This window comes from Enterococcus sp. DIV0691 (genome assembly GCF_051711145.1).
Classification (GTDB): domain Bacteria; phylum Bacillota; class Bacilli; order Lactobacillales; family Enterococcaceae; genus Enterococcus_B; species Enterococcus_B hirae.
The window spans coordinates 450,700-464,583 of sequence record NZ_JBIOLY010000001.1 but is presented as its reverse complement, the minus strand read 5'-3'; the positions used below and the strand labels follow the sequence as shown (position 1 = coordinate 464,583).

Genomic DNA, 13,884 nt, shown 5'->3' with positions numbered 1-13,884 from the left:
CAATTACTCCTGTTCCTGGTTACGTAAATAGTAACCAACACCTCGCCGTGTCACTAAATAATTAGGATGACTTGGATTATCTTCAATTTTTTCGCGTAGACGTCTCACGGTTACATCTACAGTTCGCACATCACCAAAGTAATCATAGCCCCACACGGTTTGCAGCAAATGCTCTCGTGTCATCACTTGTCCGATGTGTTTTGCTAAGTAAAAAAGCAATTCAAATTCACGATGCGTTAATTCAATTGTTTCGCCTCGTTTCGTTACCATATAAGCATCCGGATGAATCGTCAGGTCACCAATCACGAGTTCAGAAGGGGCAATTTCTTCTACTTCTTTGGTAGCAGTTGCGCCACGACGAAGATTGGCTTTCACTCGAGCCACTAGTTCACGATTAGAAAAAGGCTTCGTCACGTAATCATCAGCACCTAATTCCAGCCCTAATACCTTATCGATTTCAGAATCTTTTGCAGTCACCATAATGATCGGCATGTCGTAGGTTTTCCGTACTTCACGCGCGACTTCTAAGCCATCCATTTTTGGTAACATCAAATCTAGCAAGATCAAATCAGGTTCCACCTCAGTGACTTTTTCTAAGGCTTCTTCCCCGTCATATGCAGTATAAACATCATAGCCTTCCTTGGCTAAATTGAATTTGACGATATCCGAAATCGGCTTTTCGTCATCGACAACTAAAATCTTTTTCATTAAAGAGCCACCTCTTTTTTATTATTGTCATACTCTCCCATTATAACGTATTTTCCAAGATGTTTCATCTTTGTAAAAAAAGCCTTACAGAAAACATACACTTCTCACTTGAATCCTCATTTTGTTTATCCTTTATTTGTTTTTGGTGACAAAAAATAAACGAATCAAAAAATAGCATTTTTTTCGATTCGTTTTACTGATTGATAGGGCTATTTTATTTTTTATAGAAAACGACGGTATTCATCAGTTATCTACAACTTGTACCGCAATTAATTCTTTGACATCTTCAGGATTGCCAGTCGGGATCGAAACAATCGTTGCTTGATCAAGGATTTCTTGTTCCTGCTTTTTCACTGCTGCTTGATCTCTTGGATCACCTTGAAAATGACTCGGAACAGGATAACAAGTGATCGTACCGTTATGATTGCTTGAATAAACAACTAAACTTTGATAACCATATTCTCCTGAAAGAGTGACCGTTTCAGTTGGAAAAGTCAAACTCGTGCTATCATAAGGATTGACTGCTGCTCCAGCAGCTGAATGTGACACATGAAGTTTAAAATTCCCACTGGCTAAATCGGTTTTGTAATGTGTACCCATAACTGCTAACCAGACACGGGCATATTCAATTTGGTCGTTTGTATAGCCACTTAGCGGATCGGGAGTGACCATTGTTTCGGTGGTGCTGCTGATTGTCGTTGATGCGCTCGTTGTTTCATTTTGCGTAGTATTCGTATTTTTCGCGACAGACTGGGAGTTAGTCGTAGTAGATTGGGTTTGTGATGATGCTTGTTTGGCTGAACTTGAAGAGTTAGTCATTGTTTGAGTTTCACTGGATGAAGCAGCCTTTGATTCTTCTGCTTTATTTCCTTTTGTGCCACAACCAACAAGAAGAAAAGCTGAAATAACCATTACAAATCCTACTTTTTTCATTTATACCACCTCTTTTTATTAATAGTTCGTATTATAACATTTTACGCTGCCAAATACATCGCTACTTAAGCTATATAATATTTATCTTTTTTTGTTTAAGTTGTAAAATGTTGATTTTTATCTTTCCTATCGCTCAGAGTCATTCTTAGCTAAACGATCAAAAACGATCAAAAAGAGACTAAGGCAAAACTTGCCTCAGTCTCTTCTAGTATCTCTAAAAACGAATAAACGGTGAGACAAAAGCAGCATCTTCGGAAATAAGCCGAAATTTACCAAAAATTTGAGAATCAATTTTCGGAAATTCCTTCTTATTTCTTGATGCTAAACACTTTTGTCTCAACCTCTTCTAGTATCTAGAAAAACAAATAAATGGTGAAACCAACATCTTCGAAAAATAAGCCGAAATTAACCAAAAATTTGGGAAGCGCCAATTAGGTACCAATTAACAGCAACACTAGTATTTATACTTCTTTTCAATTTTCGAAAATCCCTTCTTATTTCTCGATGCTAAACACTTTTATTTCAACCTCTTCTTTGCTATTTTAAGCTGTTTGACTTTGTTGAATAGCTATTTTTCTGATTACTTTTCTAATACTTGAACCCCGACGCCTAACAAACCAGGACCTGTATGAACAACAAGTGCAGGGGATATTTGACCAAAATAGATTTGTTGCGCTTGTGGAAATTCTTCTTTCAATCTAGCCATCATCTCAGTTGCTTCTTCTTTGGCGTCTCCATGCGCAACGGCTAAGTTAAAGACTTTAGCTGTTCCAACTCGTTCTTTCACATAGGAAACAGTTCGATCTAGACTTTTTTTACGACCTCTTGCTTTGCCCACTGTATAGTAAATGCCTTCATCATTACAAGAAATGATTGGATTTAATTTTAAAGCCGTTCCTAATATAGAAGCAACTAACCCAATCCTTCCCCCTTTTTGTAAATATTCAAGGGTTGCCACGTTAAAGAATACTTTGGTCTGTTTGACTAATTCATTGAGTCTTTCAATCAATAATGACCATTCCATTCCTTCTTCTAACCATTTAGCTGCTTGAATTGCTGAAAAGCCTGCTCCGATCCCAATGTTCTTAGTATCTAGTACATACGCTTCCAATTCTTCTTGTTGTTGGGCAATCAACCGAACGATGTTATACGTACCACTTAATCCACTTGAGATTGTTACTGCTAAGATTTTTTCATAGCCGTCCTGTTTGATCTGTTCAAAAATTTTGGTAATTGTTTCGCCATCAGGTAAAGATGTTCCTGGAATCTCTTGAGGTAATCTTTGATAGATTTCCTCCGGAGTAATATCAACTTTATCAGTATATACTCGATCTTTATAAATAATCTTTAATGGAATCACATACATTTGATATTTTTCAATTAGCTCTTGTGGAACGTCTGTCCCAGAGTCTACTAAAATCGCCACTTTATTTTTCATTTTTTTTCTCCTCAATTAAATACTCAGTTTCTAGACTAATCGTTTTTTCTGCCAACAATTTCATCGCAAATGACAAGGTCGCCGATCGAACTGCGATATATTCTACGGGTATCTCTTGCTCCAATATCTGTGGATAGACTTCTCCTTGAGCCAATTGGCTAACCATTTTGATGGCTTTTTCTTGTTCGTGACAAAATAGATTGTAGGCTTCACGGATACCAACCGTTTTCCCTTGAAAGAGGATTCCTTCTTTAATTTCGGGAATTGTCAGGACTTGCTTCAATGATGTAATTGCAATTAAAAATGCAACATGCTCTTTGTTGTATCGTTTTTTGATGGGCGCTGGAACTAGCCCTAATTTCACATAATTATTTACCATTGAAGAGGTCAACAATGGATGTTTCTCACCTCGGATAACAGGAGAAAGATAGCGATCAACTAACGTTCTGACCTGATCCATATAAAGTTCTAAATCAGGAAGTTCATCCCACTGAGGTAAATGATAATTTTCCAGTTCTTTTCCCCATTCAATTAATTGTTGTCGCATTTTTTCCATTACTTGTTCTCCTTTGTTGTTTTCACAAACATCTTATTAGAGTTATTAAAAACATCCAATCTAGTTTTTTTAACTAGGTAATTCAATTATAATAAATTTCTCGAGAAAATAAAACAATTTTACTTGCGAATACCTAAAATAAAACAATCTTTCCCTCCTTAAATAGATACCTTGGTTCTTTGTTTGCTATTTTTTCTTACTTTTCTGATTCCTTAAGACCTACGGATAGTAACTGGCTTACTTCTAAGCTTATTTGAAACCTTCAGTCCATTCGGCATGGTACACTGAATAAGAGTGAATGGAGGGAAATAAAGATGATTCCAACAGATAAATTTTTTCAAGGAGAAAACAAAACCCACCCTTTTTTTGAAGGATGGTATTTTAAACATCAAATCGGAAATAACGTTTATGCTTTCATTCCTGGCTATTCGATTGCGGAAAATGGCGAAAAGTCTCCCTTTATACAAGTAATCAGTCATGAACATTCCGAGATTTTTTATTTTGATAGTGCGCACCTCTTTATCGAAAAAGAACATTTATTCATAAAAATTGGTGAAAATATCTTTAGTGAAAAGGGTATTTCTCTTTCGTTAACCAATGACAATCTGTCGATTCATGGAACGATTGATTATGGCGATTTTACACCTATCCATCGGACCTACTATGCTCCTAGTATCATGGGCCCTTTTTCTTATTTCGCTTTTATGGAATGTTACCATGGGATATTAAGCATGAAACATTCACTACAGGGAGAATTAGTCTGGAATGATCAACCCATTGATTTTGATCAGGGGATTGGTTATGTAGAAAAAGATTGGGGCTCTTCTTTTCCTGCAACTTATGTATGGGCCCAGTGTAATCAATTTGAGACGTCCGATGCACGTTTTTTCTTTTCTGCAGCAGAAATTCCATTTCTTGGTGGACGTTTTTTGGGAATCATCGCAGTGTTGCAGATCCAGAGCGAAGAATATCGCTTTGCTACTTACTACGGAGCTAAAATTTTATCGATCGTCCAAGAAAAAGACTATTTAGTTATCACGATCAAACAACAACAGCTTAAATTAACACTGGCAGTCCTGCAAAAAGACGGACATCCATTAATGGCGCCTCACAAAGGATTGATGAATCGAGTGATTCGTGAAAAAGCCAGTACAGAAATCTATGTAACGTTACAAAAAAATAATGAAACGCTTTTGGAACAAAAAGGGATCGCAGCAGGATTTGAGGAAGTGGATCATTTGCATGGTTTTACCTACTAAAATAGGAGACCCGCCATTAAAAATGGCGGGAAGGAGTAAAAATGAAAAAGTGTTAGGGTTAGTTCTTTTGCAAGAACTTTTGTTGGTTGGTATGGTTATATCATACTGAGCATTTGTGAATAAACTATGAATGAATTTCTATAAAGACGTAAAGTTTTTTATGATTTTTTTTAAGCTAGTCTTGCATTTTAAAATCTACAGTGCTACTATTATTAAGTAATATTCATTAAATATTTCATAAATTTATTGGGCCGTTAGCTCAGTTGGTAGAGCAGCTGACTCTTAATCAGCGGGTCGCGGGTTCGAGCCCCTCACGGCCCATTGGGTGCCAAACCCACGTCATCAGTACATTCTTGGCTACTTCGGTAGTTTCGAAAAGAGTGTACGTGATGACATTTTTTGTTTTTCGGATATATTTTTTTGATTGATCACTTAGTATTGTCCGGGGGAAAACTACGAATGAATGAACTCCGCCAAACCGTCAATTAATTAACCCACATTGCTTCCTCTAACAGATCTCTTCATCGCAACTAAATGATAGCGTTTACTTTATTAATAAAGCATTTATCGTTACAATCTAATTAAAGTTTCAATGAAACAAAGTAAGTCTAGCCCTTTGACGTATTACCAAAGAAGTTCGTACACCTTGGGATCCTATTTAGTTGATGAGACAGCCTTTTGCCAACCATTAACTAACTATTGGATCGTTTTATCAACTAGTGATTGGAGGAAAAAATTATGTGTGGACGTTATTTTTTTGATTTAGCATCCGATGAGCTGAAAAAATATTATGAACAAGTAAAGCCACAGGCAGAAAGTCGGCAAATCCACATTGGAAAAAATGAAATTTTTCCATCGAACCATGTAGTAACATTAGGTCTTAATCAAGAATCCGTTGTTGTGCCAGGTATCACTCGTTGGGGCTTTACCGGTTTTAAAAAAGGACAGCTAATGATCAATGCTCGAGCAGAAACTGTGGAAGAAAAAAAGACATTCTCTCACCCTTTCAAAGAGACTCGTTGTGTTTTTCCAATGTCGGGTTTTTATGAATGGGATTCTGACAAACACAAAGTAATGTTCACTGACAGTCAAACGTCCGTCCTTTATGTCGGTGGTTTTTATCGAATCCATAAAAATGAAGCTGGATTTGAAACCGAATCAATCATTTTGACCACTCAACCAAGTCAATCAGTGCTTCCCGTTCATGATCGCATGCCCTTAATCCTAGCAAAAGAACAGATTAAAGACTGGCTTAATGATTTAGATTTTGCAAGGAGTCAACTGACAGCGAAGATGCCTGAGTTAAGTCGACGAAATGTAGACGAAAACCATATATAACCAAAAACATACATGTACTGAAAAATACAATGAGCAAAATGCTTCTCAGATACTTCGGTTTGTTTTGAAGTGTTGAAGCATCATAACATTATTCAAATATTTACAAAAAATTGAACGAACACCTCAATACTAGCTGTCTTGCACAAAAACTTCTAATATATTGGTACAAAAAATGAAGCGTTCCAAAAATAGTAAAGACTATTTTCAGAACGCTTCATTATGATTTACTAGAGTTTGATCCAACTTTTCGTGATCAGTTACCTAAACATTATTCTTTCCAGCTATCGACTGTTTTTTGATTTTCTTTGATCCAGTCTTGTGCTGCTTGTTGTGGATCTTTTCCGTTATTGATTTCTAACATGACTTTTTCCATATCTTTTTCTGACCAGTGGAAATTATCTAAGACCTTATATGCTTCTGGTTGGTCTTCTTTTAATCCTTTGCGGACGATCGTATGGATTTCTTCAGCACTTCCCATAGCTTTTTTAGGATCTTCAAGATACTTCAAGTCATATTTAGCAAACATCCAATGTGGGGTCCAACCAGTAATAACGATTGGTTCTTTCTTTTTGATGGCTTGACCTAATGCCACTGTCATCGCACCTGAAGAAGAAGTTTCTACGGTCCAATCTTTTAAATTGTCATACTGCTTGATTGTATTTTCAGCAGCGTTTACGACTCCTGCACCAGGTTCAATACCTGTAATTTTCTTACCTGCTTGATTGGTTAATTCTTCAATCGAGTTGACATCCATATAGCTTGGAACAGCTAAGCCAACTTTAGCACCAGTTAAATTAGCACCTAGATCATTTATTTGGTCTTTGTACTGTGCATATTGAGAACCATGGGTTTTTGGTAACCACGCAGATACCATCCCATCTGATTCTCCCTTAGAAACAGATTCCCACATGATGGAATTATCTAATGGTGTGATCGACACATCATAGCCCATTCCTTTAAGTACTTCAGCAACTACATTCGTTGAAGCTACTTCAGTATCCCATTCTACATATGAAAGATTGATTTTTTTTGTTTCTTTGTTATTAGCTAAACTACCTAAGCCAATGGCACCTAAAATCACAACCACTACAGCTCCAATAATGATTCCTTGGCGTTTTTTACTTTTTTGTTTGTTCGCACCTGTCGCTTTTTTATTATTTGGTTGATTCAAATGTTGCGTAAAACGGTCAATGATGATCGCCAAGATAACTAAAGCTACCCCGTTAACAAATCCATTTCCGACTTGCGCACGTTGTAATGCTGACAAGACGCCACGACCTAATCCTGGCGCTCCGATCATTGAAGCAATCACGACCATTGAAAGTGACAACATGGTGGTTTGGTTGATCCCCGCCATGATCGTACTTTTAGCCAATGGTAATTCTAACTTGAACAGTTTTTGCCAACTGGTACTACCAAATGAATCAGATGCTTCCACCAATTCTTTTGGTACTTGGCGAATACCTAGATTTGTGAAACGAACAGTTGGTGGTAACGCAAAAATAACCGAAGCGAATACCCCTGGAACCATCCCGATCCCAAAGAATGCGACTGCTGGGATCAAGTAAACAAATCCTGGCATAGTTTGCATAAAGTCAAGGATCGGTTTGATGATACTTTGCGCTTTGCTGCTTTTTGCCATTAAGATTCCTAATGGTACACCAATAATGATGGAGATCATACTAGACAATAAGACAAGTGTCACAGTATTCATCAAATCAGACCATAACCCTTGATTGTAAATAAACCATAGACCGATCAACGTAAACAAGGTCAGTCCTGGACGTTTCTTAGAGATAAAGAATGCAACGACTGTTAATAAAAGGATGAACACTGGCGCTGGAATAACTAATAATAAATTAGTGATCCCAGACATCACTGCTTGCCCGATCGTTTGTAGAAAAGCAAATAGTCCTGCAAACGTAGTCGTAAACCATTCTGTCAATTTCTCAACCCAATCTGCTACGGGTAATTGATAGTTTAATAAATTATTCATGTTCATTCACCTCACCTGATTCTGCTAATGCTTCAATCACACTTCCTCGAATGACAACCCCTTTAAGTTTACCGTTGTCAACTACTGCTAGTGGCGTAGGTGAATCATAAATAATATTGAAGATATCACTGACAATCATGTCTTTCCCAATGACAGTGACATTTTCATCTAAGAAATCAATCAACGGCCGTTTTTGGCGTCTGGCTTCTAGCGCTTGATCAGCTGTAATGATTCCTTTTAAGTTTCGTTTTCTATCGACTGCCATCAACATACTTACTTCTTCGTTGCGCATTCGAGTCAATGCAACATTCGGACCATCTGATTCAATATTGGTAGTCAACGCTGGAACCATGATATTTTGAGCTGTTAAGACTTTGGAGCGGTCCACTTCCTCCACAAATTCTCGAACATAATCGTTAGCAGGATTTGTTAAGATTTCTTCTCCTGTGCCGATTTGCATGATTTCACCATCTTTCATCAATGCAATACGGTCACCGATTCGCAACGCTTCGTTTAGATCATGGGTGATGAAAATGATTGTTTTTTGGACATTTGATTGTAATTCGAGTAGTTCATCCTGCATTTCACGGCGAATCAACGGATCAAGAGCAGAAAAAGCTTCATCCATCAATAAAATCTCTGGATCGTTGGCTAATGCTCGAGCTAGCCCCACACGTTGTTGCATCCCACCAGATAATTGATTTGGATATTGATCTTTAAATGAAAGCAAACTTGAGTTTTCAAGTGCTTGTTCTGCTTTTTGTTGGCGTTCTTCTTTCGGAACTCCTCGAACTTCTAAACCATATTCCGTATTTTCTAAGATCGTACGATGTGGAAATAACCCAAAGTTTTGGAAAACCATATTGATCTTGTGACGACGAACTTCACGAAGTTCTTCTTTACTCAATTTTGAGATGTCTTCTCCATCGATATAGATGTTTCCTGCTGTTGGTTCGATCAAACGATTCAATAACCGAATCAAGGTTGATTTCCCACTACCGGAAAGACCCATGATAACGAATATTTCGCCTTCTTGAACATCAAAGCTAGCATCGTACACACCGACCGTTGCGCCGGTTTTTTTCAATATATCTGTCTTCGGTTGATGATTCTTCATCATTTCTAAAGCTACTTGTGTCTTTTTACCAAATATTTTTGTTAAATTTTTTACTTCTACCTTTACCAAACAAATTTCTCCTTTTTTATGTTTATGTAAATTCATTTTACTTTCTGAAAAAAGTGACCACACTATACTAACATCGTGTAGTCACTTTGTCAAAAAGGAGACTTTTTTGTTTGCTTCCAAAATAAAAAAAACTTGAATAAAGCCCTAGCGGTTAGGCTTATTCAAGATTAAAATTTGATGATAAAAAATAATTAAAGGACTAGTTTTCTGGATAGAAGAAATTAGTCATTCTTTGTAAGGTAAATTCGTTTCCAATGAAATGTACAGTGTCACCCGCTGTGAATTTGGCATACGGTCCAGGTGAAACGAGCAACTCTTCTTTATGGGAAATCGCAATCACTGTCGCTCCTGTTGCTTGCCAAATATTCAACTCGCTGATGGAGCGGTCAAGATGGGTCGCTTCTTTCGTCAACGTTAATTCAAATGGCAATAAAGGATTCATCTTATGTATCCGTTTCGTTTGACTGACTAATTGATCTAATAATTGTGAAAAATGATCCAATTCTTCTTGTTGCTTTTCTACACTTGCCATAATTTCGGCTTTTGTTTCTTGGATCGATTGAACATCTTGGTATTGCAATAAAAAATCTTTGGCTTTCTCTTTTGAGGCAACGAATGCCCCACTGCCATGGCGAACCTCCATGATCCCTAGATCAACTAGCACATTGATTGCTTTTCTTGTAGTTTCAGGAGAAGCATTATATGTACTTGCTAAAGTGGATCTCGCATGGATCTTCTCCCCCACCTGATAACGGTTTTCCACGATTCGTTCAGCCAGATCAACTGCGATTTGTTGGTATCTTGGACGAACAATTTTTTTCTTTCCTGCCATTTATTCTCCTCTTCCTTCTCTTTTTCAGTTACATCTTACTATGGGAAATCAAAATAAGCAAAAAATCTTAAAAAGGTTTTAAGTCTTTTCCTTGGAGAAAAATCAAAAGAAGCAGGATCAACCACAAAAAAAACAACGAACGATGAACTGTTTTTCGATCATCACTCGTTGTTTTTATCATCTCACATCCGTTAGATTTTCTTTACTGGGCAAGCACTTTTACAGTCATCACACGTTTTTCCTGATTTGATACGTGAAAACACGATATAACCAGCACTGCCAAAGATCAATACACTTAATAAAAAAGTCGCCATTTAATTTCCACCTTCTAATGATAACGTCAAAATTTCTTGTTTCTTCTGCTGTTTTTTCAATAAAGCGTAACCTAATCCAATCAGAACCATACCTGCTAAATAAGTCGAAAATACGATAGAGCCGCCTTCTAATAAATGAGCGAACTGATAAATCATGAAGCTTACCAAGTAAGCAAACCCACATTGATAGCCAACTGCGATCAGTGTCCATTTCCTTGAATTCATTTCACGATGGATCGCACCGATTGCTGCAAAACAGGGAGCACAAAGCAGATTGAAGGACAATAAGGAATAAGCAGCAGCGGAAGTATACGTCCCTTGCAATGCTTGCCAAATCTCTCGACCATTTTCCGCTACTTCTTTGTGCCCAAACAAAATACCAAAAGTCCCAATGACATTTTCTTTGGCCACTAATCCAGTGATCGTAGCTACTGTTCCTTGCCAATTCCCCCATCCTAGTGGTTGGAAAAGAGGAGCCACAATCCGTCCAACACTTGCTAGAATACTTTGATCTTCTGTAACAGGTTGACCAAAAAAGTTATACGAAGAAGTAAACCAAATCAAAATACTTGAAACAAAGATGATCGTTCCTGCTTTTTTGACGAATGATTTACTGCGGTCATAGGTTTGGCGTAAAATCGTTGTTCCTTGTGGAAAATGATACGCTGGTAGTTCCATAATAAATGGTGCGGTATCGCCAGCAAATAACTTCGTCTTCTTCAACATGATCCCTGATAAAACGATGGAAGACATACCTAGAAAATAAGCAGAGGGTGCTACCCAAGAAGTATGGGGGAAAAACGCTCCTGCTATCAAAGCAATGATTGGTAATTTAGCAGAACATGGCATAAACGTCGTGACCATGATCGTCAAGCGCCGATCTTGCTCATTTTCAATGGTTCGGCTAGCCATCACCCCTGGAACGCCACAACCTGTAGCAATCAACATAGGAATAAACGATTTCCCTGACAAACCAAATTTCCGAAATAAACGATCCATCACAAAAGCGATCCGTGACATGTAGCCACAATCTTCCAAGAAACTTAAACACAAGAACAAGACGATCAGCTGAGGTAGAAAGCCCAACACTGCGCCTACCCCTGCTATGATTCCATTGAGAATCAATTGTTGCATCCACTGTGCCACTTGCCAGTTGACCAGTACCTGTTCGACGTGTTGTGGCAACCAGCTGCCAAATAACGTGTCATTGATCCAATCAGTTCCCATTGTTCCGATTGTTTGAATCGCTAAATAATAGATCAGCCACATGACAAAAGCAAAAATTGGTAAAGCGAACCAGCGATTAGTAACGATTCGATCGATTTTATCACTGATGGACAAGCGAAATGAATCCGTAGACACGACACAAAGTGCAGTAAGTTGCGTTAGCCATTCATATCGTTCATTAATAACTATCGTTTCGCTATCTTCATCAAATAGTCTCTCTGTCAGACGAATCAGCTGCTCAATTTCTTTTTCTTGTTTTGTCGTTATTGTTTGTTTTTCCCATAACTGTGGATCACGCTCAAAATATTTGATGGCAGACCAGCGTTGAAAAGGCTGATCTTTTCCTAATATCTCTTCGATTTCATGGATTGCAGCTTCTAGTCGATCGTCATAATTAGTTAGTAAGGATACCTTCTGTTCTTTTGGCTGCTTGGAGGCATCAATGATTTTCTTCGTGAGTTTATCCAACCCTTCTTTTTTCAATACACTGATAGGAACCACAGGTATGCCTAAACCATAACTTAATTTTTCGACATTGATTTTTTTGCCATTTTTTTTAATGATATCCATCATATTCAGTCCGATAATGATGGGGATGCCTAGATCTAATAATTGTGCAGTCAGATAAAGATTTCTTTCTAAATTTGTGGCATCGACAATATTGATGATCAGATCAGGACATTCGTTGGTCAGATAATCTCTCGCAATTACTTCTTCAGGTGTATAAGGTGACAGGGAATAGATTCCAGGTAAATCTTGAATCTTGATTATCGGATTCTTCTTCATTTTTCCTTCTTTTTTTTCCACCGTTACCCCTGGCCAATTCCCTACGTATTGTTTAGCACCAGTTAAGGCATTGAATAAACTACTCTTTCCACTATTAGGGTTACCGACTAAAGCTACCTTCATTTTTTACACCTCTTTTTGCACAAGGATCAACATTGCTTCTTCTTTACGAAGCGTTAACTCATACCCTCGCAAGGTAATTTCTAGCGGATCTCCTAGTGGTGCTAATTTTCTTACGGTCAAAGGAACATTTTTCGTTACACCCATATCCATCAAACGCCGTTTAACAGCGCCTTTTCCATGTATTCCTACAACGATTCCTCGTTCTCCAACAGTCAGTTGATCTAATGAAGTCCAGTTATCCTTAGAAAGTTCGTTCTTTTTCACTAAAATTTGTTTAAACAACTCTCGATCGATCGCGATCCGATTATTTTTTAGCAGGACGATTCCATTACTTCCTGATCGATTGATAACAACGAGTTTACTTCCAACGATTATACCGAGATTTTGCAAATGTTTTTTGACTGCTTCACTCGTTTGCAATTTTTCAATTTGGTAAACAAGATTTAGCTTCGCTTCTTCTAAAGGGACAGTGGCATCTAAAGATAAAGTAGCATTCAAATTCATAAATCGATTTTCATCTCCTTCTTGTGAAAAACATCATGATAGTTCTTTCTATTTATTTTCCCTATTATTTACTTCATTTATCAACATACATTGAGAATCATTCTCAATAAGAATACTCTCGTTACTTCATAAAGTCAACGAACGTTGTGATTTTATGAGCGAACTTTCATTTAACCACTTAATAAGGAGATAAAAAAATCTTTTCGGGGATTTTTCCACAACCTTCACTGTACTAAAACAAGTATTTTTTCCCCTGTTACTTGTTTTCAGCTGTTTTTCAAAAACCACAAAACATAGTATTCCACAGTTTCCACAACACAAGATGTAGTGTTTGTTGTTTGACTTTTTTACTAATAGTTTTATACTATTCATTATAGATAAACAAGAGCTGTGGAGGAGGCAATACACATGAATGTCAAAATATTTTCTAAAAATAATTGTATGCAATGCAAGATGGTCAAACGCTTTTTAACTGACAACCAAATCGATTTTGAAGAAGTTAATATCGACGAACAACCAGATGCAATTGAATGGTTAAAAGCTCAAGGATTCCAAAGTGTTCCTGTCATTACGTCAGATGCACAAACGGTGATCGGGTTTCGACCAGATCAACTTCGCAAACTTGCTAGTTAGTCACCAGTCAATCGAAATGGAAAAGAACGTAGAATTGGATTTGATGGAATT

General features: G+C 37.4%; 13 protein-coding genes and 1 tRNA gene. 4 read left to right on the top strand and 10 right to left on the bottom strand.

What is annotated here, in order from left to right; genetic code table 11:
- Positions 1 to 3: 3 nt before the first annotated feature.
- From yycF to IGJ11_RS02120, 4 genes are all read right to left on the bottom strand, one after another.
- Positions 4 to 708 carry a response regulator YycF gene (yycF, locus tag IGJ11_RS02135; RefSeq protein ID WP_010720053.1) on the bottom strand — a complete coding sequence of 235 codons (705 nt, stop codon included), beginning with the start codon at positions 706 to 708 and terminating at the stop codon, positions 4 to 6.
- 243 nt (positions 709 to 951) lie between these two features.
- The gene (locus tag IGJ11_RS02130) at positions 952 to 1,641 is read right to left on the bottom strand and encodes a hypothetical protein (RefSeq protein WP_053765760.1); all 690 of its coding nucleotides are present in this window, start codon (positions 1,639 to 1,641) and stop codon (positions 952 to 954) included.
- Positions 1,642 to 2,221: 580 nt separating this feature from the next.
- Positions 2,222 to 3,079 (bottom strand): DegV family protein, encoded by an 858-nt coding sequence (locus IGJ11_RS02125; RefSeq protein ID WP_010738442.1) that lies wholly within the window; start codon positions 3,077 to 3,079, stop codon positions 2,222 to 2,224.
- Complete coding sequence (locus tag IGJ11_RS02120) at positions 3,069 to 3,635, bottom strand: DUF1836 domain-containing protein (RefSeq protein WP_010720056.1); 567 nt, start codon at positions 3,633 to 3,635, stop codon at positions 3,069 to 3,071. The genes IGJ11_RS02125 and IGJ11_RS02120 overlap by 11 nt, the downstream gene beginning before the upstream one ends.
- 314 nt (positions 3,636 to 3,949) lie before the next feature.
- On the opposite strand from IGJ11_RS02120, the gene IGJ11_RS02115 reads away from it, so the two are divergent.
- The 3 genes from IGJ11_RS02115 (at position 3,950) to IGJ11_RS02105 (ending at position 6,232) form a co-directional block, all read left to right on the top strand.
- Positions 3,950 to 4,894, top strand: a complete 945-nt coding sequence (locus tag IGJ11_RS02115) for a tocopherol cyclase family protein (RefSeq protein ID WP_251849456.1) — start codon at positions 3,950 to 3,952, stop codon at positions 4,892 to 4,894.
- 248 nt (positions 4,895 to 5,142) lie between these two features.
- Positions 5,143 to 5,215: transfer RNA gene (locus IGJ11_RS02110), tRNA-Lys, on the top strand.
- Positions 5,216 to 5,632: 417 nt separating this feature from the next.
- Positions 5,633 to 6,232, top strand: a complete 600-nt coding sequence (locus IGJ11_RS02105) for an SOS response-associated peptidase (protein ID WP_010738444.1) — start codon at positions 5,633 to 5,635, stop codon at positions 6,230 to 6,232.
- Positions 6,233 to 6,500: 268 nt separating this feature from the next.
- Here IGJ11_RS02105 and IGJ11_RS02100 read toward each other — a convergent pair whose 3' ends face one another.
- The 6 genes from IGJ11_RS02100 to IGJ11_RS02075 all read right to left on the bottom strand — a co-directional run bounded on the left by IGJ11_RS02100 (position 6,501) and on the right by IGJ11_RS02075 (position 13,200).
- On the bottom strand, positions 6,501 to 8,228 hold the full coding sequence (locus IGJ11_RS02100; protein ID WP_063626546.1) for an ABC transporter permease/substrate binding protein: 1,728 nt from the start codon (positions 8,226 to 8,228) through the stop codon (positions 6,501 to 6,503).
- Positions 8,221 to 9,414, bottom strand: coding sequence for a quaternary amine ABC transporter ATP-binding protein (locus IGJ11_RS02095; RefSeq protein WP_010720061.1), 1,194 nt, complete (start codon positions 9,412 to 9,414; stop codon positions 8,221 to 8,223). The genes IGJ11_RS02100 and IGJ11_RS02095 overlap by 8 nt, the downstream gene beginning before the upstream one ends.
- A gap of 199 nt (positions 9,415 to 9,613) precedes the next feature.
- Positions 9,614 to 10,246: a GntR family transcriptional regulator gene (locus IGJ11_RS02090; protein WP_010720062.1), complete on the bottom strand. Its 633-nt coding sequence runs from the start codon at positions 10,244 to 10,246 to the stop codon at positions 9,614 to 9,616.
- A 191-nt stretch (positions 10,247 to 10,437) separates the two neighbouring features.
- The gene (locus tag IGJ11_RS02085; RefSeq protein ID WP_207432769.1) at positions 10,438 to 10,560 is read right to left on the bottom strand and encodes a FeoB-associated Cys-rich membrane protein; all 123 of its coding nucleotides are present in this window, start codon (positions 10,558 to 10,560) and stop codon (positions 10,438 to 10,440) included.
- The gene (gene feoB, locus IGJ11_RS02080; RefSeq protein ID WP_053765767.1) at positions 10,561 to 12,696 is read right to left on the bottom strand and encodes a ferrous iron transport protein B; all 2,136 of its coding nucleotides are present in this window, start codon (positions 12,694 to 12,696) and stop codon (positions 10,561 to 10,563) included.
- A gap of 3 nt (positions 12,697 to 12,699) precedes the next feature.
- Complete coding sequence (locus IGJ11_RS02075) at positions 12,700 to 13,200, bottom strand: FeoA family protein (protein ID WP_010720065.1); 501 nt, start codon at positions 13,198 to 13,200, stop codon at positions 12,700 to 12,702.
- Between the two features lie 408 nt (positions 13,201 to 13,608).
- Here IGJ11_RS02075 and nrdH point away from each other — a divergent pair, with 408 nt between their 5' ends.
- Positions 13,609 to 13,833: a glutaredoxin-like protein NrdH gene (gene nrdH, locus IGJ11_RS02070; protein ID WP_010738447.1), complete on the top strand. Its 225-nt coding sequence runs from the start codon at positions 13,609 to 13,611 to the stop codon at positions 13,831 to 13,833.
- Positions 13,834 to 13,884 lie beyond the last annotated feature (51 nt).